Annotated in this window: 21 protein-coding genes; 6 read left to right on the top strand and 15 right to left on the bottom strand. The window is 71.2% G+C overall.

The window, feature by feature from the left end; all coding sequences use genetic code 11:
- Positions 1 to 3: 3 nt before the first annotated feature.
- Positions 4 to 954, bottom strand: a complete 951-nt coding sequence (gene deoC / locus LO772_RS13195; protein WP_231779529.1) for a deoxyribose-phosphate aldolase — start codon at positions 952 to 954, stop codon at positions 4 to 6.
- Positions 955 to 1,078: 124 nt separating this feature from the next.
- On the opposite strand from deoC, the gene LO772_RS13190 reads away from it, so the two are divergent.
- Positions 1,079 to 1,666, top strand: a complete 588-nt coding sequence (locus tag LO772_RS13190; RefSeq protein ID WP_231778599.1) for a PH domain-containing protein — start codon at positions 1,079 to 1,081, stop codon at positions 1,664 to 1,666.
- Between the two features lie 356 nt (positions 1,667 to 2,022).
- On the opposite strand, the gene LO772_RS13180 is transcribed toward LO772_RS13190, so the two are convergent.
- The 4 genes from LO772_RS13180 to LO772_RS13165 all read right to left on the bottom strand — a co-directional run bounded on the left by LO772_RS13180 (position 2,023) and on the right by LO772_RS13165 (position 5,840).
- Positions 2,023 to 3,948: a protein kinase domain-containing protein gene (locus tag LO772_RS13180; protein WP_269453233.1), complete on the bottom strand. Its 1,926-nt coding sequence runs from the start codon at positions 3,946 to 3,948 to the stop codon at positions 2,023 to 2,025.
- A gap of 288 nt (positions 3,949 to 4,236) precedes the next feature.
- Positions 4,237 to 5,085, bottom strand: a complete 849-nt coding sequence (locus LO772_RS13175; protein ID WP_231778597.1) for a helix-turn-helix domain-containing protein — start codon at positions 5,083 to 5,085, stop codon at positions 4,237 to 4,239.
- A 13-nt stretch (positions 5,086 to 5,098) separates the two neighbouring features.
- Positions 5,099 to 5,614 carry a DUF6879 family protein gene (locus tag LO772_RS13170; RefSeq protein ID WP_231778596.1) on the bottom strand — a complete coding sequence of 172 codons (516 nt, stop codon included), beginning with the start codon at positions 5,612 to 5,614 and terminating at the stop codon, positions 5,099 to 5,101.
- Positions 5,586 to 5,840, bottom strand: a complete 255-nt coding sequence (locus tag LO772_RS13165) for a hypothetical protein (protein WP_231778595.1) — start codon at positions 5,838 to 5,840, stop codon at positions 5,586 to 5,588. The genes LO772_RS13170 and LO772_RS13165 overlap by 29 nt, the downstream gene beginning before the upstream one ends.
- A 429-nt stretch (positions 5,841 to 6,269) precedes the next feature.
- On the opposite strand from LO772_RS13165, the gene LO772_RS13160 reads away from it, so the two are divergent.
- Positions 6,270 to 7,364 carry a methyltransferase domain-containing protein gene (locus LO772_RS13160; RefSeq protein ID WP_231778594.1) on the top strand — a complete coding sequence of 365 codons (1,095 nt, stop codon included), beginning with the start codon at positions 6,270 to 6,272 and terminating at the stop codon, positions 7,362 to 7,364.
- Between the two features lie 217 nt (positions 7,365 to 7,581).
- Here the strand turns inward: LO772_RS13160 and LO772_RS13155 are convergent, their stop codons facing one another.
- From LO772_RS13155 to LO772_RS13145, 3 genes are all read right to left on the bottom strand, one after another.
- A complete protein-coding gene (locus tag LO772_RS13155) occupies positions 7,582 to 9,264 on the bottom strand; it encodes a phospho-sugar mutase (RefSeq protein ID WP_231778593.1) in 1,683 nt (560 codons plus the stop codon).
- 403 nt (positions 9,265 to 9,667) lie between these two features.
- On the bottom strand, positions 9,668 to 10,477 hold the full coding sequence (locus LO772_RS13150; RefSeq protein ID WP_231778592.1) for a purine-nucleoside phosphorylase: 810 nt from the start codon (positions 10,475 to 10,477) through the stop codon (positions 9,668 to 9,670).
- A 239-nt stretch (positions 10,478 to 10,716) separates the two neighbouring features.
- A complete protein-coding gene (locus tag LO772_RS13145) occupies positions 10,717 to 11,169 on the bottom strand; it encodes a gamma-glutamylcyclotransferase (protein WP_231778591.1) in 453 nt (150 codons plus the stop codon).
- A 38-nt stretch (positions 11,170 to 11,207) separates the two neighbouring features.
- On the opposite strand from LO772_RS13145, the gene LO772_RS13140 reads away from it, so the two are divergent.
- Complete coding sequence (locus tag LO772_RS13140) at positions 11,208 to 12,626, top strand: NAD(P)H-quinone dehydrogenase (RefSeq protein WP_231778590.1); 1,419 nt, start codon at positions 11,208 to 11,210, stop codon at positions 12,624 to 12,626.
- Between the two features lie 457 nt (positions 12,627 to 13,083).
- Complete coding sequence (locus tag LO772_RS13135; protein ID WP_231779528.1) at positions 13,084 to 13,893, top strand: DeoR/GlpR family DNA-binding transcription regulator; 810 nt, start codon at positions 13,084 to 13,086, stop codon at positions 13,891 to 13,893.
- A gap of 143 nt (positions 13,894 to 14,036) precedes the next feature.
- Here LO772_RS13135 and LO772_RS13130 read toward each other — a convergent pair whose 3' ends face one another.
- Both LO772_RS13130 and LO772_RS13125 read right to left on the bottom strand, forming a co-directional pair.
- Positions 14,037 to 15,803: an acetyl/propionyl/methylcrotonyl-CoA carboxylase subunit alpha gene (locus LO772_RS13130; RefSeq protein ID WP_231778589.1), complete on the bottom strand. Its 1,767-nt coding sequence runs from the start codon at positions 15,801 to 15,803 to the stop codon at positions 14,037 to 14,039.
- A gap of 643 nt (positions 15,804 to 16,446) precedes the next feature.
- A complete protein-coding gene (locus tag LO772_RS13125) occupies positions 16,447 to 17,691 on the bottom strand; it encodes a YVTN family beta-propeller repeat protein (protein WP_443089454.1) in 1,245 nt (414 codons plus the stop codon).
- Positions 17,692 to 18,221: 530 nt separating this feature from the next.
- Here LO772_RS13125 and LO772_RS13120 point away from each other — a divergent pair.
- Complete coding sequence (locus tag LO772_RS13120; protein ID WP_231778587.1) at positions 18,222 to 19,922, top strand: hypothetical protein; 1,701 nt, start codon at positions 18,222 to 18,224, stop codon at positions 19,920 to 19,922.
- Positions 19,923 to 20,031: 109 nt separating this feature from the next.
- Positions 20,032 to 20,535, top strand: coding sequence for a Trp biosynthesis-associated membrane protein (locus LO772_RS13115; RefSeq protein ID WP_231778586.1), 504 nt, complete (start codon positions 20,032 to 20,034; stop codon positions 20,533 to 20,535).
- Between the two features lie 21 nt (positions 20,536 to 20,556).
- On the opposite strand, the gene LO772_RS13110 is transcribed toward LO772_RS13115, so the two are convergent.
- The 5 genes from LO772_RS13110 to LO772_RS13095 all read right to left on the bottom strand — a co-directional run bounded on the left by LO772_RS13110 (position 20,557) and on the right by LO772_RS13095 (position 24,842).
- Entirely contained in the window at positions 20,557 to 21,573 is a 1,017-nt protein-coding gene (locus LO772_RS13110) for a LysR family transcriptional regulator (protein ID WP_231778585.1), read from the bottom strand.
- 339 nt (positions 21,574 to 21,912) lie between these two features.
- On the bottom strand, positions 21,913 to 22,539 hold the full coding sequence (locus LO772_RS13105) for a nucleoside triphosphate pyrophosphatase (protein ID WP_231778584.1): 627 nt from the start codon (positions 22,537 to 22,539) through the stop codon (positions 21,913 to 21,915).
- A gap of 128 nt (positions 22,540 to 22,667) precedes the next feature.
- Complete coding sequence (locus tag LO772_RS36295; RefSeq protein WP_443089405.1) at positions 22,668 to 22,787, bottom strand: morphogenic membrane protein MmpB; 120 nt, start codon at positions 22,785 to 22,787, stop codon at positions 22,668 to 22,670.
- Positions 22,788 to 22,984: 197 nt separating this feature from the next.
- Positions 22,985 to 23,179 (bottom strand): acyl-CoA carboxylase subunit epsilon, encoded by a 195-nt coding sequence (locus LO772_RS13100; RefSeq protein WP_231778583.1) that lies wholly within the window; start codon positions 23,177 to 23,179, stop codon positions 22,985 to 22,987.
- 76 nt (positions 23,180 to 23,255) lie between these two features.
- Complete coding sequence (locus LO772_RS13095; RefSeq protein WP_231778582.1) at positions 23,256 to 24,842, bottom strand: acyl-CoA carboxylase subunit beta; 1,587 nt, start codon at positions 24,840 to 24,842, stop codon at positions 23,256 to 23,258.
- Between the last annotated feature and the right edge of the window lie 32 nt (positions 24,843 to 24,874).

Genomic DNA, 24,874 nt, shown 5'->3' with positions numbered 1-24,874 from the left:
TCGTCAGTCCACCGTCACGTAGTCGGGTCCGGAGTAGTGGCCGGTTGCCAGCTTCCGGCGCTGCATCAGCAAGTCGTTGAGCAGGCCGGACGCGCCGATGCGGAACAGGTCGGGGGTGAGCCAGTCGGGGCCCGCGGTCTCGTGGACCAGGACGAGGTACTTGATCGCGTCCTTGGTGGTGCGGATGCCGCCGGCCGCCTTGACGCCGACCCGGCGGCCGGTCGCGGCGTGGAAGTCGCGTACCGCCTCCAGCATCACGAGCGTGACCGGCGGTGTGGCGTTGGTGGCGACCTTGCCGGTCGACGTCTTGACGAAGTCGGCGCCGGCCAGCATCGCGAGCCACGACGCGCGGCGCACGTTGTCGTACGTCGCGAGTTCGCCGGTCTCCAGGATCACCTTCAGGTGCGCGTCGCCGCACGCGGCCTTGACCGCGACGATCTCGTCGAAGACGCGGCGGTAGCGGCCGGCGAGGAACGCGCCGCGGTCGATGACCATGTCGATCTCGTGGGCCCCGTCGCGCACGGCCTCGGCGACGTCGGCGAGTTTGACGTCGAGCGAGGCGCGGCCGGACGGGAACGCGGTGGCGACGGACGCGACCTTGACGGCCGTCGCGCCGAGGGCCTGCCGGGCCTCGGCGACGAGGTCGGGGTAGACGCAGATCGCGGCGGGGCGCGGGGTGTCGGGGGCACTCGGATCGGGGTGGAGCGCTTTGGCGCACAGGGCCCGGACCTTGCCGGGGGTGTCGGCGCCTTCGAGGGTCGTCAGGTCGATCACCGCGAGGGCGAGATCGATCGCGAACGCTTTGGCCTCGTTCTTGATCGAACGCGTCCCCAGTGCGGCGGCGCGGGCTTGCGCCCCCACCGTGTCGATACCGGGCAGCCCGTGCAGAAACCGGGCAAGCGCCGCCTCGGACGACGTCACCTCGGCGGGGTCGGCGGGGAAGACAGACAGCATGGTCACCAGACGAGCATATCTACACGCGTAGCTCATCGGTGTGCGGACGCCGGGATCCACAAACGACCGTGCGGGACACCCTGTTGTGCCGATCTCGTCCGCATGTGGGGAAGAATCCCGTCCCATGGACAGCGACGAGGGCGTCACCACCTACCGGTCGCGGCCGGCGGTGTTCACGGGGGTCGTGCTGCTGGCCGTCGGTCTGTGGCTGGTGGTCGACAGCGTGGTGCGGGACGGGGGCGCGACCGCGCTGCTCGTGGTCGGCGTCGTCCTCGCGGTGGGCGCGGTGGTCGTCGCGCTGACCCTGCGCGCGGCGGTCTTCGCGGGGCCGGACCGGCTGCGGATCCGCAACCCGTTCCGCACGATCGACATCCCCTGGAGCGAGGTGCGCGAGGTCCGCGCCGAGTACTCGCTCGAAGTACGCACGTCCGGCGACCGCGGGTTCCACGTCTGGGCCATCCCGGTCTCGCTGCGCGAGCGCAAGCGCGCGATGCGCGTCAACGCCCGCTCCCAGGCCGAGGACCCGTACGGCGGCGGCCACCCGACGGTGCCCCAGGCCGCGTGGGCGGACCACGCGGTCGCCGATTTCCGCGGCATGGCCGAGCGGTTCGCGACGACGTCGACCGGCGAGGTCACCGTCGCCTGGTACTGGCCCGTCCCCGCCGCGGTCGCCGTCGGCGTGGCCTTCGTGATCGTGGGATCGGTCCTCTGACCCCGGCTCGGGGCAAGGCCGGCCGCGAGGATTTGTCAGAACTTTTGTCAGAATCGGCGTGTAACGAATTCACCCTATGCGCCGGGCGAAGGCCCCACGACGTCCGTCTCCGTGTCCGGTCCTGAGGGCACCATCGAGGCGGTGCGCTCCCGCGTCGGCAAGGTTGGCCGGTCACCAGTACGCCATCGACGCGATGGTCGCGGCCACGCTCTCCGCGCACCCGGACCGGTGACCGTCCTCACCTTCGATACCGAGGACATGCTCATGCTGTGCGGCGCCGCTGCGGCCGTCGTCAACGTCTGAGTGGCCTGCCGGCCGATGAACGCCTCGTCGCCGCTTCCGTGGTTCACAGGGGATCACAGGCAGGTGACCGCGAATGACGAGAAAGTCGCCGTGAACCGCCCGGAGTTCGGGGTGTTGAGCACGGTCATGCCGGCGCGGGCGCCCTTCGAGGCGAACGGGGCCTCGCCGGGCAGTTGCTCCCACAGCGCGTCGTCCGCCGCCCGCCACTGTGCGGTGACCACGTCGTCCCTGCGCTCCAGACGCAGCGTGACCGTGTCGGCCTCGGTTCTGACCACGCCGCCCGGTTCGTTCGTGAACGGAGTCGTCAGCTTGTGGTGCGTTCCGTTCAGGAAGTACTCGAACGCGATCGAGTTGAAGCTCCCGAAGCCGCGCTCCAGCCGGATGTAGCTGTCCTTGTTGGCGAACAGCAGGAGGCCCGCCGACTGGTAGCTCGTCCTCGGGTCCACGGTCACCCGCGTCTCGATCGCGAAGTCGCCGTTGACCGCCACGCTGGAGAACGGCGCGGTGACGTTGCCCTGGTAGTCGGTGCGGGCGTCCGACCCCGGGCCCGCGGTGATGGTGTAGCCGTACGCGGAAGTCGTCGGCGTGACCGTGGTGTTCGCGGGCGAGAACTCGGTGCGCGGGGTGCCGTCGGTGAACGCCGCGTCGATCGCCCCGCACGCGGTGTTCGGCGCGGTCCCCGTGGGAAGGGCTCCGCCACTCGCCCCGGCCGTCGGCGGAGTGCTCGCGTCCCGTGGCTGGGCGGCGTTCTGCCCTTGGCCGCCCTTGTCGTCGTCGAGCAGCCCGGGCACGACCAGGGCCGCCGCGACCCCGATCGCCGCGACCGCGAGGACGGCGGCGGCCACCCGGCGGCCCCGCCGGGTGGTTCCCCGGCCGGTCGCGGCGTCGGCGGACGGCCCGCCGCCTCCCGCGAACGAACCGGCCCCATAAGCAGGTTGGTCGGACGTGGCCTGACCGGCATACGCCCCGGTCCCGCCCGGCCGAGCCCGACCCGCGTACGCCCCGGCCCCGAACTCCGTCGGCCCGGCGGGAGGTTGCTCCGGCGCGCCCGCGGAGTCGGGCGCGTCCGCACCCGGCCGCCGGGTATCCGCGCCGGTCCCGGACGCGGGCGCCGCCTCGCGATCGCCCGCGTCCGCCGCCAAGGGGTTCTGCGACAACAAGGCGGCCGACTGCGCGACCACCAGCTCGGTCAGCGGCCGGGGCAACCAGCCGCCCCCGTCGCCCTCCAGGCCCAACACGGCCAATCGCTCCAGGATCCGCCGCGGCGTCGGCCGCTCGCCCGGGTCCTTCGCGAGCATCGACGCGACCAGCTCCCGATAGCGCTCGGGCACGCCGCCGATCTCGGGCTCCCCGTACAGGACCTTGAACAACAGCTCGGTGAACACGCCGTCGCCGAACGGGCTGGTCCCCGTCGCGGCGTAGGTCAGGACCGACCCCAGCGCGAACACGTCCGTTGCGGGCCCGATCTGCCCGCTCCCGGCCTGCTCCGGCGCGAGGAACCCGGGCGAGCCCACCAGGAAACCCGTACGCGTGATCGTCCCGCCCTCAAGCGCCCGCGCGATCCCGAAGTCGATCAGCCTCGGCCCGTCGGCGGCCAGCATCACGTTCGCCGGCTTGAGGTCCCGGTGCACGAGCCCCGCCTCGTGCACGGCGATCAGCGCCTCCGCGATCCCGCCCGCGAGCTGCCCCAGCGCGTCCGGCAACGGCCCGAACCGCGCCACGGCGTCACTGAGCGCGACCCCCGGCACATACCCCGTCGCCAGCCACGGCGGATCACCGTGCGGATCGGCGTCCAGCACCGGCGCGGTGAACACCCCGCTCACCGACCGCGCCGCGGCCACCTCCCGCGCGAACCGCACCCGAAAATCGGGGTCATCGGTGAAGTCACTCCGAATGACCTTGAACGCGACCGGTCTTCCCCCCGGCGACCGGGCGAGATAAACCCGCCCCATCCCCCCGGCACCCAACCGCGCGAGCATGCGATACCCCGCGACCACAACCGGATCCCCAGAACCCAACGCTTCCAAAACGCCCCCTCCCCGCCCACCACGGTACGACGCCACCCCCGGTTCACACCCCCCACCAATTGAGGGATACCCCTCACGAAGGGGCGGCCCGCGGCCCGCTGGTGAACGCCCTCTGAAAGACCGCCCATTCGACGGGGTCGGAGCCCAACGACGCCTGCGTCCACGTGCCGTGGGCCCGGATGTACGAACACATCCGCCTGCGCTTCCTCGGGCGACCGCGACATCGCCTCTTCGCACGGCTCAGTCGAGAGAGGCCAGCGCCGCCGCGATAAGCGAGCGTGCCTCGGTACCGCGCACGGCTCCCTGGGATTGCCGTTCGAAGGCTCTGGCGTACAGCTCAATCTGGCCGGGCTGGGTGAGGGTTGCCGCGGCATCCAAAGTGTCCGCGTGCACCCGGGCGTCGTCGAAGATGGTGAAGGTCGGCATCGGCCACACGATCCGCTGGGCGGCGAACGGGACGATGCCCAGTGCAACGTTGTCGAGGTCCGTGACCGTGAGCAGATGGTCCAGTTGCGCGGCCATGGTTTGGGTGCCGCACAACCGGTGCCGCAATACCGATTCCTCCAGGACGAACGAGAAGCGACGCGCTCCGTTGCGCAGTACCGCGTTGCGCCGCATGCGCGCCGATACCGCGTCGCTCACGTCATCCGGAGTTCCCCGAAACTTTGCGATGCCGGACAGCAGAGCCGTGGCGTACCCCGCCGTCTGGAGGAAGCCAGGGATCACATCGGAGACATAGACCCTGAAAAGCCTTGTCCGTTGGTAGTTGTCCCCCGTGGTCTCTTGCAGACGGCGAAGGCCGGTTCGCTGGAGCTGTCGCCACTGAACATGGGCAGCTGCGGACTGTCGGTTGGCCGCTATCAGGTCGGGGGCCTGGTCGTCCGTGCCGCAGGCTCGACACCAAGTCCTGATATCCGAGTCCGAAGGCGGGGTTTTCGCATTCTCGATCCGCGATGACTTCGACTCCGACCATCCGCATCGAACCGCCAACTCTCGCCCGGAGATTCCGGCGTCCAGCCGGATCTCGCGCAGACGTTCGGCAAGGTCTTCGCGGGCCTTCCGGATGCGTGAGGACGGGTGCGGGGGCATCGATGGTGCCGTGTCAGATCCGGTAGAGGTGGTGCGGAATCGCCCGCTTCCAGACTGATTCGAACGCCGTGGCGCACAGCTTCACGGCTTCCGGGTCCGAGGTGATCTCGTCCTCGACCACCACGCCGTCACCTGAGAAGTGATGCACGCGCAGCAGCACACCATCGAACAGCCAAAAGTCATTCCCCGGGAGACCAATGCTCGTCGCCTGCCGACGCGGCAGCCACCGAACGTCTTCGCCGGCCGTGACGTTGGCGTGAGTGACGTAGTGCTCCCACTTGATGTACTCCGAGACAGGCTCGGAAACCACGCGTGCCCTGCGAATGCTCACACCTCGTGCCACGGTGTCCTTGATCATTTGGTCGTACGGGTGCCACCACGATTCGCGGTCCGCCCAGTCCACTCGCTCGCCCCGCTTCCACGCTTCGAATCGGTCGGTGGGGGCGTACGAATCCCGCAACTCCAGGTGGTCAGCGGATCGTTCGCAACGACCCAGCAAGTCAGCGAAGGCGACTGTGCTCGACGGCATCACACGCCTCCCTGATCTTCGGAATCATGCGTGCCGGAAGTCTGATGATGGCTTCGCCATCAGGCACCGGGCCGGTTGCGGGGCTGGTCGCCTCGCACTCCGCCTGACTCTCGGGGCTCGGCTTCCAGCCCTGGAGCAAGATCTCTTGAGCTTCGGTGTCCGCCCATACGGTGGGGCAGTGATCCCGGTCGGTGTCCGGATCGATCCCTACGAACTCCACGGCCATGGCCGACTCCCCGTTCCGGATGCTTGCTCGGGCCTGCATGACTTTGCCGAACAGTAGGCGTGTCGTCAACAGCACTCCGGGGCCACCCATTTCACGTGCAAGCTCATGCAATTTCATGGAGGAGTGGCTCAACGCTTACGTACGGTCATCACCGGGACGCCGGTGCCGACAGTGAGGGGACATCGCGAACGCGTCCTCCGGTCGGTGCCTGACCCACTACAAGGAGCGGGCAACCGGAGGCCGGCGGATTCGCCGAATCCGGTTGGCGTGACCAGTACGCCCCGGACCACCGACACCACACGGAAGGAAGCGCACGATGCCCGAGCTGAAGCACAAGGACCAGACCCCGGCCAGGGAGCCGGACCCGCCCGCCCAGCCGAACCCGGACAGGCAGCAGGAGAAGAAGGACGACGGGAAGCACCGCCAGTCGTGACGACCGTCAATCGACGGGACTTCATTCCCGATGTGGTCTGGCCCTTCGACACGGAGACGGACACCTACGGTTCCGCCGTCGACAGGGCTACGGCCCCGGAAGCATGGGATGCCGTCGTCTCCGCCGATGTGCCGCTTGTGACGCAGTGGGACGACGGGGCACATGCCGGTCCGGAACCCGGCCGCATCGCTTCGTCGTCGGCGTCGATGCCCAAGGCCGTGGCAACGATGGTGAAAGCCGTCGGGGCGGCACCGGGCATGCGTGTCTTGGACGTGGGCACCGGCACGGGCTACACCGCCGCCTTGCTCGCCGAGATCGTCGGCCCCACCGGGTCCGTCGTGAGCATCGAGGTAGACGAGCGGCTTGCCGAGACCGCCCGCGACAATCTGAAGCGCGCGGGCGTGAAGGGCGTCGAGGTCATCACGGGCGACGGTTTCCGGGGGTGGCCGGCCGGAGCGCCGTACGAACGCATCCATGTCACGTGCGGCATGCGTGTCATTCCCCGGCAGTGGGTGCGGCAGTGCGAACCCGGGGCACGCATCGTCATGCCCTGGGGTACGGACTACACGCCGCACGATCGGCTGATCACGCTCATCGTGGACGACGACGGAACCGCATCGGGCCGCTTCGGTGTCGGTCTGTCGTTCATGAAGATGCGCGCCCAGCGGCTCAGATTCGACGGACACGCGAGCTACGCCCCGCATGGATGGATGGACTCGGGCCGACGCTCGGACAGCGAACTCACGTTGTCCGAGGCCCGGCACGTCACGAAGGACGAAGGAGCGTTCGCAATCGGACTGAGGGTGCCTGATTGCATCCTGGCCACAGCCGAGGACGACAACGGGGCCGTCTCGATTTGGCTCTACTCAGGCCGGGACCGCTCGGTGGCCCTGGCGGCGTTCGGCCCGGACACCGCGCCCACCATCGTTCAGTCCGGCCCGCGTTCGCTCTGGGACGAGGTGGACGAAGCCCGAGGTTGGTGGGTTGCCAGGGGCCAACCCGAGCCGGAACGGTTCGGCTTGACGCTCAGGCACGAGGAAGAGCGAGCTTGGCTTGACGACCCCGAAGGCGAATCCTGGAATCCGAGTTGAGCGCCCCTGCCCTGCCGGGTCGATCACGGACGCGGGCGGCGTATACCTGGGCCTCGGTACCACTCCGGCGCGGAGTTCCTGCAGCTTCACGGCCGAAGACCGTGGAACGCCGGTCGGCGGACGCGGCGTTGGTACCGTAGCCGCGCGAGCGGGGCGGACGTCGGTGAAGCGCTGCGAGGTGAGGACGTCGCGGTGACCGAGTCGGCGCGTATCCGGATCACGTTGAGGAACCGAGCCAGGTCGCGAGGGCGGCGGTCAAGTCGGCTTTCAGGGTTGCCAGCGCGGTTGTGGCGACGGTGTGGGCTTCGGGGAGACTCGTGCGTACGGGGACGACGACTTCCAGGTAGCTCTTGAGTTTGGGTTCGGTGCCGCTGGGGCGGATGATGATGCGGGCCGAGGTGATGGTGTCCGTGCCGGCGAGGGTGTAGCGGAGGCCGTCGGTCGGGGGGAGGTCCGCGGTGCCGGTGGTGAGGTCGTCGGCCCGGGTGACGGTGAGGCCGCCGAGGGTGGTGGGCGGGGCGGCGCGCAGGTCGGCCATGGCGGCGGTGATCCGGTCGAGGCGGGTGACGCGGACCGCGTACTGGTCGGTGGCGTGGAGGCCGTATTCGGTGGCGAGGTCGTCGAGCAGGTCGGGCAGCGTGCGGCCGTCCCGCTTCGCCGCCGCGGTCAGTTCGGCGACGAGGAGGGCCGCGGTGATGCCGTCCTTGTCGCGTACGCCCGCGGGATCGACGCAGTAGCCGAGGGCTTCTTCGTAGGCGAACACCAGGTCGGGCACGCGGGCGAGCCACTTGAAGCCGGTGAGCGTCTCGGCATGGGCCAGACCGTGCCGGTGCGCGACCGCGCCGAGGAGGGACGACGACACGATGGTGGTCGCGAGGGTGCCGTGGGTGCCCGACGCGCGCCGGGCGGCCTCGACGCCGAGGAGGGCGCCGACCTCGTCGCCTCGGAGCATGCGCCATCCGCCCGGTGCGGTCGTGTCGGGGACGGCGACCGCGCAGCGGTCCGCGTCCGGGTCGTTCGCGATGACCAGGTCGGCGCCGGTGGCGGCGGCGGTCGCGAACGCGAGGTCCATCGCACCGGGTTCCTCGGGGTTGGGGAAGGCGACCGTCGGGAAGTCCGGGTCGGGTTCCGCCTGTTCGGGTACGACCGTGACATCGCCGAACCCCGCTCGTTCGAACGCGCTGAGCATCACGCCGCCGCCGACCCCGTGCATCGAGGTGTGCACGATGCGTACGTCGCGCGGGCCGTCCGGCCGTACGACGGTCCTCGCGCGGTCGAGATAGGCGTCGAGCGGCGTCTCGCCCAGGACCTCCCACCCGCTGTCGGCCCTCGGGACGCCGGCCAGCGGGCCGATCGCGTCGATCGCCGCCGCGATCCCGGTGTCGGCGGGCGGCACGATCTGCGAGCCGTCGCCGAGGTAGACCTTGTAGCCGTTGTCGCGCGGCGGGTTGTGGCTCGCGGTCACCATGACCCCCGCGACGCACCCCAGATGGCGGATGGCGTACGCCAGGACCGGGGTCGGGAGCGGGCGGGGGAGCAGGAGCGCGTGCAGCCCGGCCGCCTCCAGGACGGCCGCGGTGTCGCGGGCGAAGACGTCCGACTTGTGGCGGGCGTCGTAACCGATCACCACCGAGCCGGGTGCGGCGTCGGGGGGCGCGTTGCTCGTCAGGTAGGCCGCCAGCCCCGCCGCCGCGCGGATCACGACCGCACGGTTCATGCGGTTCGGCCCGGCGCCCAACTCGCCGCGCAGGCCCGCGGTACCGAACCGCAGGAGCCCCGCGAAGCGGTCTTCGAGCGCGGGGAGATCGCCGGCGTCGAGCAGCGCGCTCAGCTCGGCGCGCGTGTCGGGGTCCGGGTCCTCCGCGAGCCAGGCGCGGGCGGTCGCGACGACGTCGGTCACGGCGGTCTCCTATCGGGCGGGCGCCGGGGGTGCGGGTGCGGCGGTGGTCCCGGGCGTGGCGTGGCGGGGCGGTCGGGAGGGCTCGTCGGTGGTGCGCGGGCCGGCGGGTCGGGCCGGCCCGACCAAGGCGCCGCGGCCGGTGCGGCGACCGTCGGGCGGTCGGGCCGCCGGATCCGGTGTCCGGGCCGGTCGGACGGCGGAGGGCGGCGGCGTGCGCGGTCGGGTGCCTCGTGCCTCGTGCCTCGTGCGTCGGGACAGGGCGTCTTTCGTTTGTTTTCCGTACGCGACCGCGGCTCGGGACCGAGCGACCGACTGACCGGCCGACCCGACCGCTTTCGCATGCCGTTGTGCGAGTTTCCTGTCGATCTTTGTTCCGTCGTGCTCGCCGCCAAACGGCCAAGTCTCAGATTCTGGGCAGCACTTCCGCGAGGAGGCGCCCCATGCGCACGGCCGACGCGCGCCCGGCCTCCAGGACCTCCTCGTGGTTCAGGGGTTCGCCGGTCATGCCCGCGGCGAGGTTCGTGACCAGCGAGATGCCGAGCACCTCGGCCCCGGCCTCGCGGGCCGCGATCGCCTCCAGCGTGGTGGACATCCCGACGAGGTGGCCGCCGATCGCGCGGACCATGCCGATCTCCGCCGGGGTCTCGTAGTGCGGGCCGGGGAACTGCACGTACACGCCCTCTTCGAGGCTCGGCTCGACCGCGCGGCACAGCTCGCGCAGGCGCGGCGAGTAGAGGTCGGTGAGGTCGACGAAGTTGGCGCCGATGATCGGCGACGTCGCGGTCAGGTTGATGTGGTCCGAGATGAGGACCGGCTGGCCGGGCACGAAGGACGGGCGAAGCCCGCCGCAGCCGTTCGTCAGGACGATGGTCTTGCAGCCCGCGGCGACCGCCGTGCGGACCCCGTGCACCACGGCGGCGACGCCGCGGCCCTCGTACAGGTGTGTGCGTCCCAGGAACACCAGCGCCCGGCGGTCGCCGACGGTGAGGGAGCGGATCCTTCCGGCGTGTCCCTCGACCATCGGCGCCGGGAAACCGGGCAGGTCGGTCACCGGGAACTCCTGCCGGGCCGCACCGAGCATGTCGGCGGCGGGCACCCACCCGGAGCCCATGACCAGCGCGATGTCGTGCGACGCGGTGCCGGTGATCTCCTGCAGGCGCCGGGCGGCGGTGGTCGCCGCGGCGGTCGGGTCGTTGCTGACGGAAGCGTTCACACCCGTGAGCGTAAAGGCTGGTGAACCGAACGTCCGCCCAGGATTCTATGCGCGTAGAGATCGTGTCGCAATCGATGCGAAATCCGCTTCACGGGCGGACGGGACGCGACCGGAACGTCAGGTGCATCTCGGGTGCTTCGGGCGGCCGTTCGGACGCACCCGGGTGCCGCTCGGCGGCGCCGCCGCGGCCCTCTTGCGGCTGGCTGCGTCCCGGGACCACCGGCGCCGGTCGTCGGCCGCTACGGACCGACCGACAGGCAGGGCCTCGTCCGCAGTTCCTTGACGTAGTCGTCCGGCGCTCCCGCCGATTCGGCCGCGTCGGCGACCATGCCCAGGTAGCGGGCCGACGGCAGGCCGCCCTCGTAGTCGTTGAGGACGTAGAGCCACGCGAGCTCTTCGCCGAACAGGGTCTCCACCCGGACCTTCACCTTGCGGTAGAGGCCCAGCGACTCGCCTTCCCAGCGGTCGAGGGCCGTCTCGTCGGCGTCGGTGAGGTCGTACAGCGCGACGAAGACCTGCGAGATGTCGTCCTCGACCACGGTGGCAAGGGAGCCCTCCCAGCCCAACTGCTCACCGCCGAAGGTGAGGCGCCAGCCCGGCAGCCAGCCGGTGACGCGGAGCGGGGAGTGGGGGGCGCGCCGTGCCATCTGCCGCGCGTCGAGGTTGCTGGCGTACGCGGCGTAGAGGGGCATGGGACCGCATCCTACGCGGCGACGGGGGATGCGGAAGAATGACACCCGTGACTCGCATCGTGATCGTTGGTGGAGGCCCCGGAGGCTACGAAGCCGCGCTCGTCGCGGTCCAGCTCGGAGCCGAGGTGACCGTGGTGGAACGCGAAGGGGTCGGCGGTGCGGCGGTGCTGACCGACTGCGTGCCGTCGAAGACGCTGATCGCGACGGCGGAGGTCATGACGAGTTTCGCCGACTCGCACCAGGAGCTGGGCATCTACGTCGACGACGGGACGCCGGGCACGCTCGACCGCCCGATCGTCGGTGTCGACCTGGATGTCGTCAACAAGCGCGTGCTGGAGCTGGCCCAGGCGCAGTCCGTCGACATCGCGAACGGTCTGCGGCGCGCGGGTGTCACGGTGCTGCGCGGGACGGCGAGGCTGGACGGTCCGCGCCGCGTCGTCGCGACGCTCGACGACGGCAGCGAGGAGACGCTGGAGGCCGACGCGCTGCTGATCTCGACCGGGGCCACGCCGCGCGTGCTGCCCGGTGCCGAGCCGGACGGCGAGCGCATCCTCGACTGGAAGCAGGTGTACGGCCTCACGAGTCTGCCGCGTGAGCTGATCGTCGTCGGCTCGGGTGTGACCGGGGCCGAATTCGCGGGTGCGTACCAGGCGTTGGGGTCGAAGGTCACGCTGGTGTCGAGCCGCGACCGGGTGCTTCCGGGGGAGGACCCGGACGCGGCCGAGGTGCTGGAGGCGGCGTTCCGGCGCCGCGGCATGCGCGTCATGAGCCGGTCGCGGGCGGAGAGCGTCGAGCGCATGGGCGACAGCGTGATCGTGCGCCTGCAGGACGGCCAGACGCTGGAGGGCAGCCACTGCCTGATGGCGGTCGGCGCGGTTCCCAACACCGCCGGGATGGGCCTGGAGGAGGCGGGCGTCGCGCTGAAGGAGTCGGGGCACATCCGGGTCGACCGGGTGTCGCGGACGACGGCGGGCGGGGTGTACGCGGCGGGCGACTGCACGGGCGTGTTCGCGCTCGCGTCGGTCGCGGCGATGCAGGGCCGTATCGCGATGTACCACATGCTCGGCGACGCGGTCTCGCCGCTCGACCTCAAGGCCGTGGCGTCCAACGTCTTCACCGACCCGGAGATCGCGACCTGCGGCCACTCGCAGGCGGAGGTCGAGGCGGGGGAGATCGACGCGCACATCGTCAAGCTGCCGCTGTCGCGGAACCCGCGCGCGAAGATGCAGGGCATCCACGACGGGTTCGTGAAGCTGTTCTGCCGCCCGGGTACGGGGATCATCATCGGCGGCGTGGTGGTGGCGCCGCGGGCGAGCGAGCTGATCCACGCGGTTTCGCTGGCGGTCGACCTGCATTTGACGGTCGATCAGGTCGCCAGCGCGTTCACCGTCTACCCGTCGATCTCGGGGTCGCTCGCGGAGGCGGCGCGGCGGCTGCACCGGCGCGACCGGGTGTGAGCGACGGCGGTGGCCGCGTCGTCCGAGCGGACAAATGTGAATTGCCGGCACGGGCGTGATTCCCGGAACGGGAATCACGGCTGTTGTCGCGTGCCGTATCCGACGCTCGATCGGGTGGCTTTCTCCGAACTCGCGCGGGCGTGCTTGCGGAGCGCGCATACTCGTTTTCGGGTGGTTCGGAGTCGTGTGCGGATGTGTCCGACGCGACCCCGACGATGCGTCGCACTTTGCTGACGATTAGTCAGAACCCTTGCCGGCACAAGGAATACGTGTCGGGGCTGAGCGGTGTTCAACGGCCTGTCCGGTCACCGTGGCCGCCGCGCGCCCTAAATGCCCCGGGTATTCACCATCTTGGTGAACAAGTTTGGGTAAGACCTGCAACCGGCTGAAAAGAGGCGGTCAGTAGCGTTACCTTCGTCACGTGTTCGCTGCAGAGCGTCGTCAGTTGATTCTGGAAATGGTGCGGGCCAACGGTGCCGTCTCCCTCAGGGAGCTCGCCCGGGTGGTCCAGACGTCCGAGGTGACAGTTCGCCGGGACGTGCGTGCGTTGGAGGCCGAAGGGTTACTCGATCGCAGGCACGGCGGAGCGGTGCTGCCCGGTGGACTCGCGAGGGAGCCCAGCTACTCGCAAAAGACCCATCTCGCCGCCGCCGAAAAGGCCGCGATCGCCGATCTCGCCGTGTCGCTGGTCGACGAGGGAGACGCGGTCGTCGTCGGCGCGGGAACCACGACTCAGGAGCTGGCCAGGCGGCTGGCCCGGATCCCCGGCCTCACCGTCGTCACCAACTCGCTCCTGGTCGCGCAGGTTCTCGCGCACGCCAACCGCGTCGAAGTCGTCATGACCGGCGGCACGTTGCGCGGCTCGTCGTACGCCCTGGTCGGCAGCGGCGCCGAACAGGCGCTCGCGGGGCTGCGCGTGCGGCGGGCGTTCGTGTCGGGCAACGGGCTGACCGCGGAGCGGGGGCTGTCGACGCCGAACATGCTCTCGGCGAGCGTCGATCGCGCGCTCGTGCAGGCCGCGAACGAGGTCGTCGTGCTGGCGGACCACACCAAGATGGGCGTCGACACGATGTTCCAGACGGTCGCCGCCGAGCGCATCACGCACCTCGTCACGGACGAGGACGCCCCGTCCGCCGAGTTGTCCGCGCTCGCCGAGCTGGGGGCGCAGCTCCACATCGCCCAGCTGCCGCAGCGGGCGGTGCCCGGCGCGCGCTCCGAGATCAACGGCGAGCGCCTGCTGGGTGTCGACGCGGGCGCCGAGGGGTGACCGGGGCGCCGTGACGGGGCGGACGAAGGCCGGTACGGGCCGAGCGTGCGCGGACGTCGCGGTGCCCGCCGACACGACGTCGGCCCCCGCGGGGTGCGGGGGCCGACATGGGGTGTCGCGGTGGAGCTCCGGTGCCGGGTCGCTCAGTCCTTGATCTCGCAGAGGACGGCGCCGCTGGTGACGGTGGCGCCGACCTCGGCCGCGAGGCCCTTGACCGTGCCCGCGCGGTGCGCGTTCAGCGGCTGCTCCATCTTCATGGCCTCCAGGACGACGATCAGGTCGCCCTCGGCGACCTCCTGGCCCTCCTCGACCGCGACCTTGACGATCGTGCCCTGCATGGGGCTGGTGAGCGCGTCGCCGCTCGCCGCCGCGCCGGACTTCTTCGCGGCGCCGCGCTTGGGCGCCTTCTTCGCGGGGCCCGCGGCGGCGCCGGAGGCACCGAGGCCCGCCGGGAGGGTGACCTCGACACGCTTGCCGTTGACCTCGACGACGACCGTCTCGCGCTCGACGGCCTCGTCGCCCTCGGCGCCGCCGCCCGCGTAGGGCGGGATGGTGTTGTCGAACTCGGTCTCGATCCAGCGCGTGTGCACCGAGAAGGGCTCGTCGCTGCCGTTGACCTCGGGCGCGAACGCCGGGTCGGTGATGACCGCGCGATGGAACGTCAGGGCGGTGGCCATGCCGTCGATCCCGAACTCGGCGAGCGCGCGGGCCGAGCGCTGGATCGCCTGCTGCCGGGTGGCGCCGGTGACGATCAGCTTCGCGAGCAGCGAGTCGAACGCCTGGCCGATGACGGAGCCCTGCTCGACGCCGGAGTCGAGGCGTACGCCCGGACCGGTCGGCGGGTTCCACACGGTCACGGCGCCGGGGGCGGGCAGGAAGCCGCGGCCCGGGTCCTCGCCGTTGATGCGGAACTCGAAGGAGTGACCGCGCAGCGGCGGGTCGTCGTAGCCCAGTTCCTCGCCGTCCGCGATGCGGAACATCTCGCGGACCAGGTCGATGCCGGAGACCTCTTCGGTGACCGGGTGCTCGACCTGGAGGCGGGTGTTGACCTCCAGGAACGAGATCGTGCCGTCCTGGCCGACCAGGAACTCGCAGGTGCCCGCGCCGACGTAGCCGGCCTCCTTGAGGATGGCCTTGGAGGCGCGGTACAGCTCGGCGTTCTGCTCGTCGGACAGGAAGGGCGCGGGGGCCTCCTCGACGAGCTTCTGGTGGCGGCGCTGGAGCGAGCAGTCGCGCGTGGAGACCACGACGACGTTGCCGTGTTGGTCGGCGAGGCACTGCGTCTCGACGTGGCGCGGCTTGTCGAGGTAGCGCTCGACGAAGCACTCGCCGCGGCCGAACGCGGTGACGGCCTCGCGGACCGCCGAGTCGTACAGCTCGGGGATCTCCTCGAGGGTGCGGGCGACCTTGAGGCCGCGACCGCCGCCGCCGAACGCCGCCTTGATGGCGATCGGGAGGCCGTTCTCCTCGGCGAACGCGACGACCTCCGCGGAGCCCGAGACCGGGTCCGCGGTGCCGGCGACCAGCGGCGCTCCGGCGCGCTGCGCGATGTGGCGGGCGGCGACCTTGTCGCCGAGGTCGCGGATGGCCTGCGGCGGCGGGCCGATCCAGATGAGGCCGGCGTCGAGCACGGCCTGGGCGAACTCGGCGTTCTCCGACAGGAAGCCGTACCCGGGGTGAATCGCGTCGGCGCCCGAGTCGGCGGCGGCCTTGAGCACCTTGGCGACGTCCAGGTAGCTCTCGCCCGGTGTGTTGCCGCCGAGCGCGTGAGCCTCGTCGGCCACCCGCACGTGCACGGCGTCGCGGTCCGGGTCCGCGTAGACGGCGACACTGGCGATGCCGGCGTCCTTGCAGGCACGGGCGACGCGTACGGCGATCTCCCCGCGGTTGGCGATCAGCACCTTGCGCACGATCAGGCTCCCTCCTAGAACTGGGCAGAGTCTAAGGAGTGGCACACAGACACGCTGTGCCGCCCCACCCCGTCACAGGTCGGCGTCCCGGTCGACCTGACTGGTGACGGGACTTCGGCGGCGCTGCCGATTCCTCAAAAGTACTCCGGGCCGCCGGACCCCCGATACCTGGTCCACCGGTCGGGCGCGGTGGCGAACCGCCGTGTGGGGGCGGGCGGTCGCACACCGCGCGGGCGGCGGTGCGGAGGGCCGATCCCGGGGGTTACCCGGGTTGCGGGCACGGCAGACCTGCCGGGTGCCGCGAGGCGCGGATCGCGGCCGTGAACGGGCGTTTTCGCGGCCGAGGTCCTCCCGGAAAGATGGGTTTGTGGTGGTTCCGATCATCGACGGCGCGCCGCCGTGCGCGGTGTTCGCGCCCCCGGCCGCGCCGGTGTGCCGGTGGGGGCGCGCGCGGCGAAAGCGTGGTCGAAATCACATGGTTCGTTCCCCGCTCGGCCCTGGCGGCGCGGTGCGGTTCGTGGCGTACGGCGGTGCCCGCGGGGCCGCTCCGGGCGCGGAACCCCCGCCCGGCCTCGCGGGCCGGACGGGGGTTCGGGTGCGGCGGGGCGTCGCGGACTCCCCTGGCCCGCAAGGCCGTTCGTCACTAGCGGAAGATTCCGGTGTGGCCCAGCGAGTAGCGCCCGGGCTGCGGATAGACGGCCAGGCCGTGCGGTCCGTCGCCGACCGGGATGCGGGCGAGGAGGCGGCCGTCGGTGGTGTCGATCGCGTACACCTCGGAGTCGTAGCGCCCGGACAGCCACAGCACCTTGCCGTCCGCGGAGACGCCGCCCATGTCGGGGCTGCCGCCGCCGGGAATGTTCCACTTCGTCTTGATATGCCCGCCGTTCTCGCCGCCGGGGGTGAACTCCCAGAGGGTGATCGAGCCCTCGCCGCGGTTCGAGATGTACATGTACTTCGAGTCGCGGCTGATGTAGAGGCCGTGCGTCCCCTTGCCGGTCTTGACGAGCTTCGGCTCGGTGAACGCGTCGCCGTCCAGGACCCAGACGCCGTGCGCCATCATGTCGGCGATGTACCAGGTCTTGCCGTCGGGGGAGATCTTCACGTCCTGCGGCATCGTGCCGGACAGCGGCAGCGTCTGGCGGGCGACGATCTCCATCTTCTCGGTGTCGACCTTGAGCAGCTGGCCGTCGAATTCGCACGAGACGATGAAGTAACGGCCGTCCGGGGAGAAGTCCGCGTGGTTGACGCCGTCGCAGCCCACCGGGAGGTGCTTGACCGGCTCCATGGTGTGCGCGTCGCGGAACACGATCTCCATGTCCGCGGACGCCATCACGATGGAGTACTTGCCGTCCGGCGTGAAGTACAGGTTGTACGGGTCGTGTACGTCGACCGTCGGCCCGGCCTTGCCGGTCGCCGGGTCGATCGGCGTCAGCGTGTTGCCCAGGTCGTTGTTGACCCACAGCGTCTTCATGTCCCACGAGGGCACGACGTGCTGGGGCTGGTGGCCGACCGGGATGGTCTCGATGACCTTGTACGTCGCCGGGTCGATCACCGACACCGTGTCCGACTCGGTGTTGGGCACGTACACGCGGGACGGGAAGTCCTTGACGGAATCCGCGAGTTCGTTGGGGCGGTCGGCGGCGTACAGGTCGTGGGGGTCGAGCACCGGCGGCATGCCGGGCAGCCCCGACCGCGCCGCCCCGGCGTCTCCTCCGTGCGGGAACGCGGGCTGCACGGTGGGCCCGCCCGGCAGATGCGCGGGCGGGGCCTCGGGAGGTTGGACCGGGGGCGGGGCGGCGGGCGCGTGGGCACCGGCCGGCGGCCGGCCCGAGTCGGAACTCGAACACGCCGTGAACGTCATGAGCCCGCCCAGCGTGAAGACGAGCATTCCGGCGGTGGACAGGGCGACCGTGAAGCGCGACATATGGGTACGAGACACCAGGGCAGCCTAGGTCGCTGAACCGGTCATTTCCTGTCAACTTCACCCGAAAGTGGCGTACGTGTCTGGTGTCCGGAACCCAAGTTGCGCCGTATCGGGGACCCGGCCACGGCGGCGGAGCGGCCACCGGGGGCCGGGGCGCACGCCGGGGCACGCGCCGTGCGGAACATCGGGCCACGCGGCGCCCGGGTGACACGCGACCCGCCGTTCGCCGCGCCGCGACGACACCGTCCGCCGGGTGGACCGGGCGGCGGCGGCTCATCCCCCCGCGCACCCCGCCGCCCCCGCGTACCTCGTGCCCCGCGCCCCGCCGCCCGGTTTGTCGCCGTCGTGTTCCGCTTCCGACGCGAACGCGTCGCCGTATCGCCGGTGCGGGCGCCGCATCCCTATCATCCGGAGCAGCAACTGCCGCCTGGGCAAGGCAAATCGGCGGTATTCATCGGGTTTCCGGGGAAGCCCGGAAGGGGTTGGGGGGCGCCATGGCCGTGGGTGGCGGATTGCTGCGCGGAACGTATGAGGCCGGTGCCGCGGTTGCCGAACGCACAGCCAGGAAGCCGGAGCCGACGGGTGCGCGCTCGGCGGAGTGGCTGCCGGGGGTTTTGCTCGTGATCGTCGCCGTCGGCTCGGCGCTGATCCTGCTGCGGACCGGTGCCTCCGTCGGCGGCCCGGCGGCCGTCGACGCACCGGACGCCACCGGCTACGGCTCGGCGTCGGCGGCGGACGCGCTGACGAGCTGGAACATCTGGGACCTCACCGCGGTCCTGCTGCCGTGGTCGATCCCGCTGGTCATCGGCGGTGTCGGCCTCACCGACACCGCGTTCGTGCACCGGCGCGGGTCCGTCGCGGGCGTGCTGCTCGTGGGCCTCGGCGGTGCCGCGCTGACGTCGCTGCTCGACCTGGCCGCAGCGGGCGACGGGCAGCCCCCGCGCTGGCTCGGCGTGGTCTACCTGCTGCGTTTCGGCTTCGCGGTGCAGATCCTGGTCGGCGTGGTCCTGTGGATCCACCTCGCGCCGCAGCGCCACCGCACGGCCCTCAACGCCGCGCTGGCCGCGACACTCGCGGCGGCACTGCCGCTGATGTTCGCCGTCGTGGGCGACGACCTGCTGCTGCACCTGTGGAAGACCGACGCGGTGTTGCAGACCGCACTGCCGCTCGCCGGGTTCCTGCTGGTCCTGATGCTGCTGCCGACCGGCATGCTGCTGGTCGCCCCGGGCCAGGGCTGGCCGCGCGCGGCGCGCGGCGCGTTCGGCGGCGTGGTGCTGCTCGGGCTGGCGGGCGTCGCGGTCGCGGTCTGGACGCTGGTCGACTCCGACGGGCTGCCCAAGGTGGTCGCGCTGTGGCCGGTCGTCGCGCTCGCGGGCTGCCTGGTCGCGGCGGGGCTGACCTACACCGTCGACGGCGTGCGCTCGGTCGCGGGCTCGCTGCTCGCGATGGCGGTCGGCCTCGCGGCCCTTCCGGCGGCCTTGTTCGGCTTCGACCGCACCTCGTTCAACCCGGGGCTCGGCTTCGACGGCGCGGGCGAGACGTCGCTGTGGATCGCCGGGCTCGCCGCCGCGGGCGTCGTCGGCGCGGTCGTGGCCCGGACGTCGGATGCGTACGCGATCGCGTTCGCCGCGGTCGTGCTGGTCGTGGGCGAGATCGCGGGTCCGGACAGCGGCGACACTCACGTCCTGCTTACACGGTGTGCGGGAGCCTTGGCCCTCGGCGTCGTCGTGGGCGGCCTGCGGCCCGAGCCGGCGCTCGCGGCACTGGGGTTGACGGCGGCGTGCGGCCCGGTGTGGCCGGACCTGCAGACCTCCGCCGTGGAGTACGCGTGGGTGGAGTGGCTGACCGAACGGCCGTGGGGCGTACCGGTCCCGCTGCTGATCCTCGCCGGATGCGCGGTGGTGCTCAGCGCGTGGGCGGGGCTGCGCGGCCCGGGCGGCGGCGCGGCGGGCACGGCGCCGAGCGCGGCGGGCGCGCGTCCGTACGGCCCGTCGCCGGTCCCGGCGCAGGTCGCCTCGGTCGAGCCGCCGATGGCGCCGGAGGCGTTCGGTCCGGGGCCGAGGGCCGGGGCCTCGTACGGCCCGGGTCCGTCGGTCGCGCAACCCCCGGCACCCCGGGACGACTTCGGTCGGGGACTGGGCCCGGGGCCGCGCCGCGGCGAACTGGGCCGTGCCGATTCGGACGGGCAGGACTGACGCCGAATCAGAGCCCGTGAAATGTCCTCCGGTTCACGCGAAAAAACCTCAAGGACATTTCCATAAAAAGGTTTTCGCGATCAACGGGGAACTCCTAGGCTCTTGGCCCATGACAACACCGGGTTATGGCGTTCAGAATCCGTCGGGGCAGGGTCATGCGCTCGGCGGGCAGGAGCACGCCAATTTTTCCTACGCGGGTGCGGCGGGCGGGCTGCTCGTCCTCATCGGCTCTTTCCTCGCTTGGGTGAAGGCGGAGGCCGGCGGCGAGTCGGAAACCGTCAAGGGCATGGACGGCGACGGCGTGTTCACGCTGATCGCCGGAATAGCGGCCATCGCGTTGTTCCTCGCCGGCGTCTTCATGCAGAAGGCGATCGTCAGCGCCATCGGCGCGGCTCCCGGCGTCATCGCGCTGATCTTCGCGGTTCTCAACTTCGCCGACACCGAGCGGCTTGTGAAGGCCAAGCTGGAGGACGACGGCGCCAGCAGCTCGCAGGCCGAGAAGTTCGCCTCCCAGTTGGACATCTCCGCTTCGTTCGGGCTCTACATCGTGCTGATCGGTGCGCTCGTCGCCACCGTCGCCGGTGTCCTGGTCTTCCTGAAGGCCCGCCGGTAATCGAGCCCGCATCGCCCGCACTCATCCGCCCGCCGGATCCGCCCCCTCTGCCTCGGGGCGACTCCGGCGGGCGATCGCGTTCCACAGCAGATTCAGCGGGTGGTCGTCGGCGAATTTCGCGCGCTCGCCCTTGCGCGCGAACACCCCCACCAGAACCTCCATTCCGACGCCCGTGTCGTCGAACACGTCGACGCCGCGCAGGGTTTCGCCGCCCGGGATGCGGTTGTCGCCCACCGCCGCGCCGAGGCCCTGGGTGACCAGCATGCAGCCGTTCACCGGCAGCCGTGAGCCGAGGAGTTCGAGGCCGAACGGCACCGCGTCGATCTCCGCGACGACGGTGAGCCGGTCGCGATGGGCGGGGCCGAACCAGCCGCGCAGGAAGTCCGAGATCAAGCCGCTGCTGGGGACGACGAGCGGCAGCTTGGGCAGCGAACTCGCCGCGATCGGAGCGTCCGGCACCTGGTCGGTGGCCAGGTTCGTGAGCATGTGCAGGCCGCCGCGCGCCAGTTCGAGCACGTCGCAGTCCGCCGCGCCGTCGTCGCCGGCGTGGGTCGCGCGGCTGCCGCAGACCAGGTCGACCTCCTTGGCGCGCAACTTCGCGAGGAGATCGCGCGTACGCACGTGCTCGACCTTGAGTTCGACGCCCATGTGCCGCAGTTCGGGGGCGATGTCGGCGCACGCGTCGGCCATCACGCCCAGGGTGTACCGCGTGGCGCCGACGGTCAGCGTGCGGTCGACGCGGTGGCGGCAGTCGCGTATGCGCTCGGCCCAATCGCCCAGCGTCGTATGCGCCATGTCGACCAGCGCCTCGCCGGTGCCGGTGAACAGGACGTCCTTGCCGCGGCCTTGCTTCAGGACCAGCGGTTCCCCGCACAGCGTGAGGAAGTTGCGGTTCAGTGTGTCGAGTTGCTTCTGCACGCTGGACTGTTCGCGGCCGAGGATGCGTGCGGCGCCCAGCGCGGTCCCGGTGGTGTGGACGGCGATGAGCGTACGCAGTTGGTCCAGTGTGGTGTCGAGCAGCGGTGCGGGGGCTCCCAACGGGGCGTCACGTCGGTCGGCCCGCCGCGGTCTGGTCCTGTCGGACGTGGACATCACGGACGATGCAGACATGGATATCTGTCCCGAGTGTCGAAGAGTCGAAGTGTCGTGGTGGAACCGATGATCACGGCCGGTGATTCGGCGGAATGACGCGGGGGCGCAACCGAGGCGCGGCCGTGCGCCGACAGACTGGAGCGCCGACAAGCCCGACGGCAAGAGGGATTCCCATCGGAATGCCCGGCCGTTTCGCGAATCGGATACCGCCGCACGACATCCCGGGCCACCGGGAATCACGGGCGCGCCGACTCGCGCGTTGTTGCGGCGGAATTCGCCGTGGGTTCAGCCCTCCGTCCACAAATCGGTGATCGCGATGTCGAGCCGGGCCAGCAGCCCGCGCAGCAGCGGAAGCGACAGACCGATCACGTTGCCGTGGTCGCCGTCGATCCCGTCGATGAACGGCGCCGACCGCCCGTCGAGCGTGAACGCGCCGGCCACATGCAGCGGTTCCCCCGACGCCACATACGCGGCGATCTCCGCGTCGTCCGGCGTCCCGAAGCGGACCACGGTCGACGCGGTCGCGGACGCCCGGCCGCCCTTGAGGGTGTCGAGGACGCAGTGCCCGGTGCGCAGCACCCCGGACCGCCCGCGCATCGCCCGCCACCGGGCGGTCGCCTCCTCCGCGGACGCCGGCTTCCCGAGTGCCCGGCCGTCGAGTTCGAGCACCGAGTCGCAGCCGATCACCAACTCGCCGTCCGCACAGGCCTCGGCGACCACCCGCGCCTTCTCCTCGGCGAGCACCAGCGCCAGTTCGCCCGGCGTCGCGGCGCTGATCGCGTCCTCGTCGACGCCGCTCACCCGCACCTCGGGATCGAGGCCGGCGGAACGCAGCAGCTTGAGACGGGCCGGGGAGGCCGAGGCGAGGACGACGTGGCGCGCCGGAACGCGCGGGGACACGGAGTTGGGCATGCGGCCCAAGGTAGTCGAGCCGACGGACGAGGGCGGGCGCTCGGCCGCCTCACCCGAACGAGCGAGCGGCGCGGACCGTTCGCCGGTCACGCGCCCGACGCGGCGGGCCCGCGCACGTCGCGGGCCGTTCACAGGGCGATCAGGATCGCGGCGACGACCAGCAGCACGGGCAGGATCACGACGACGCGCCGCAGTTGGTCCACGGCGCGGCGCAGTTCCTCCGGGGGTTCCTCACGAACGCGGCGCATGCGGAACATGCTCCGCCGCGCCGCCCCCGCGGGGCTTGAGTAGCGGTACTCAAGTCGTTTGGGTGATGTTCACGCGCCGGTCGAACGTCCGTTTCCCGCCGCGGGGAGTCGGCCGGCCCGACGCCGGTCAGGGGACGAAAAGCGCGTCGGCGCCTCGCGTCCCCTGACCTCGCGACCGGTTGTTTCGCCGACGGGCGTCAGCGCGCCCAGCCGCTCGCCTGCCACGCGCCGGGGCCCGGGCGGAGCGGCGTGCGGACCAGCCGGGCGGGGGCGTTCCACTGGGACGGGGCGGGGGCCTCGGCCGGGGCTCCGGCGGAGGAGCGGGCGGCGATCACGGTGACGATCGCGGCGAGCTCCTCGGGGGTCGGCTCCCCGCGGACGATCTTGATCATGGGACTTCTCTCCCGTTCGGCGATCTGCGGCGGATCCGCCGGGCCGCGGCGACACGACGGCCCGGCGGTGCGCCGGCTACAGCGGGATGTTGCCGTGCTTCTTCGGCGGCAGCGTCTCGCGCTTGCCGCGCAGCGCCCGCAGCGCCTTCACGACGTGCGCGCGGGTCGACGACGGCATGATGACCGCGTCCACGTAGCCGCGCTCGGCCGCGATGTACGGGTTGCAGAGCGTGTCCTCGTACTCCTGGATCAGCTCCGCGCGGCGCTCGTCGGGGTTCTCCGACGCCGCCAGCTCCTTGCGGTAGACGATGTTCGCCGCGCCCTGCGCGCCCATCACCGCGATCTGCGCGGTCGGCCACGCGAGGTTGACGTCGGCGCCGAGGTGCTTGGAGCCCATGACGTCGTACGCGCCGCCGTACGCCTTGCGGGTGATCACCGTCACCAGCGGCACGGTCGCCTCGGCGTACGCGTAGATCAGCTTCGCGCCGCGCCGGATGATGCCGGTCCACTCCTGGTCGGTGCCCGGCAGGAAGCCCGGGACGTCGACGAAGGTCAGCACCGGGATGTTGAACGCGTCGCAGGTGCGCACGAACCGCGCGGCCTTCTCCGACGCGTCGATGTCGAGCGTGCCGGCGAACTGCATCGGCTGGTTGGCCACTATGCCGACGCTGCGGCCCTCGACGCGGCCGAAGCCGACGACGATGTTCGGCGCGAAGAGGGGGTGGACCTCCTGGAACTCCCCGTCGTCGACGACGTGCTCGATGACCTTGTGCATGTCGTACGGCTGGTTCGCGGAGTCCGGGATCAGCGTGTCCAGCTCGCGGTCGTGGTCGCTGGTCTCCAGGTCGGCGACCTCGGGATAGGCGGGCGCCTCCTCGAGGTTGTTGCCGGGCAGGTACGACAGCAGGCCCTTGACGTAGTCCAGGGCGTCCTTCTCGTCGCCGCCCATGTAGTGGGCGTTGCCCGACTTCGTATTGTGCGCGCGGGCGCCGCCGAGGTCCTCCATCGTGACGTCCTCGCCGGTGACCGTCTTGATGACGTCCGGGCCGGTGATGAACATCTGCGACGTCTGGTCGACCATCACGACGAAGTCGGTCAGCGCGGGGGAGTAGACGTGGCCGCCGGCCGCCGCACCCATGATCAGCGAGATCTGCGGGATCACGCCGGACGCGATGACGTTGCGGCGGAAGATCTCGCCGTACAGGCCGAGCGAGACGACGCCCTCCTGGATGCGCGCGCCGCCGCCTTCGTTGATGCCGATGATCGGGCAGCCGGTCTTGATCGCCAGGTCGAGGACCTTGACGATCTTCTCGCCGTAGACCTCGCCGAGCGAACCGCCGAAGATGGTGACGTCCTGCGAGAACACGCAGACCTGGCGGCCGTCGACCGTGCCGTAGCCGGTCACGACGCCGTCACCGTACGGACGGTTCTTCTCCAGCCCGAAGTTGGTCGACCGGTGCCGGGCGAACTCGTCCAGCTCGATGAACGAGCCGGCGTCGAGCAGATACTCGATCCGCTCGCGGGCGGTCATCTTGCCCTTGGCGTGCTGCTTCTCGACCGCACGGGCCGAGCCCGCGTGTACCGCCTCGTCGATGCGGCGACTGAGGTCGGCGAGCTTGCCGGCCGTGGTGTGGATGTCGGGATCGCCCTGTACCGGGTCCATTGCGCGGGCTCCTGTCAAGTCGAACAGCGGCG

The organism is Yinghuangia sp. ASG 101, assembly GCF_021165735.1.
Classification (GTDB): Bacteria; Actinomycetota; Actinomycetes; order Streptomycetales; family Streptomycetaceae; genus Yinghuangia.
Note: the sequence above shows the minus strand (reverse complement) of the source record. Positions and strands in the feature narration are given on the sequence as shown.

What these genes read in the sequence shown, in the direction of transcription:
- deoC (WP_231779529.1), bottom strand. Translation starts at nt 954, where the DNA reads ATGCTGTCTGTCTTCCCCGCCGACCCCGCCGAGGTGACGTCGTCCGAG.
- LO772_RS13190 (WP_231778599.1), top strand. Translation starts at nt 1,079, where the DNA reads ATGGACAGCGACGAGGGCGTCACCACCTACCGGTCGCGGCCGGCGGTG.
- LO772_RS13180 (WP_269453233.1), bottom strand. Translation starts at nt 3,948, where the DNA reads ATGCTCGCGCGGTTGGGTGCCGGGGGGATGGGGCGGGTTTATCTCGCC.
- LO772_RS13175 (WP_231778597.1), bottom strand. Translation starts at nt 5,085, where the DNA reads ATGCCCCCGCACCCGTCCTCACGCATCCGGAAGGCCCGCGAAGACCTT.
- LO772_RS13170 (WP_231778596.1), bottom strand. Translation starts at nt 5,614, where the DNA reads ATGCCGTCGAGCACAGTCGCCTTCGCTGACTTGCTGGGTCGTTGCGAA.
- LO772_RS13165 (WP_231778595.1), bottom strand. Translation starts at nt 5,840, where the DNA reads ATGGCCGTGGAGTTCGTAGGGATCGATCCGGACACCGACCGGGATCAC.
- LO772_RS13145 (WP_231778591.1), bottom strand. Translation starts at nt 11,169, where the DNA reads ATGCCCCTCTACGCCGCGTACGCCAGCAACCTCGACGCGCGGCAGATG.
- LO772_RS13140 (WP_231778590.1), top strand. Translation starts at nt 11,208, where the DNA reads ATGACACCCGTGACTCGCATCGTGATCGTTGGTGGAGGCCCCGGAGGC.
- LO772_RS13135 (WP_231779528.1), top strand. Translation starts at nt 13,084, where the DNA reads ATGGTGCGGGCCAACGGTGCCGTCTCCCTCAGGGAGCTCGCCCGGGTG.
- LO772_RS13125 (WP_443089454.1), bottom strand. Translation starts at nt 17,691, where the DNA reads ATGCTCGTCTTCACGCTGGGCGGGCTCATGACGTTCACGGCGTGTTCG.
- LO772_RS13120 (WP_231778587.1), top strand. Translation starts at nt 18,222, where the DNA reads ATGGCCGTGGGTGGCGGATTGCTGCGCGGAACGTATGAGGCCGGTGCC.
- LO772_RS13115 (WP_231778586.1), top strand. Translation starts at nt 20,032, where the DNA reads ATGACAACACCGGGTTATGGCGTTCAGAATCCGTCGGGGCAGGGTCAT.
- LO772_RS13105 (WP_231778584.1), bottom strand. Translation starts at nt 22,539, where the DNA reads ATGCCCAACTCCGTGTCCCCGCGCGTTCCGGCGCGCCACGTCGTCCTC.
- LO772_RS36295 (WP_443089405.1), bottom strand. Translation starts at nt 22,787, where the DNA reads ATGCGCCGCGTTCGTGAGGAACCCCCGGAGGAACTGCGCCGCGCCGTG.
- LO772_RS13100 (WP_231778583.1), bottom strand. Translation starts at nt 23,179, where the DNA reads ATGATCAAGATCGTCCGCGGGGAGCCGACCCCCGAGGAGCTCGCCGCG.
- LO772_RS13095 (WP_231778582.1), bottom strand. Translation starts at nt 24,842, where the DNA reads ATGGACCCGGTACAGGGCGATCCCGACATCCACACCACGGCCGGCAAG.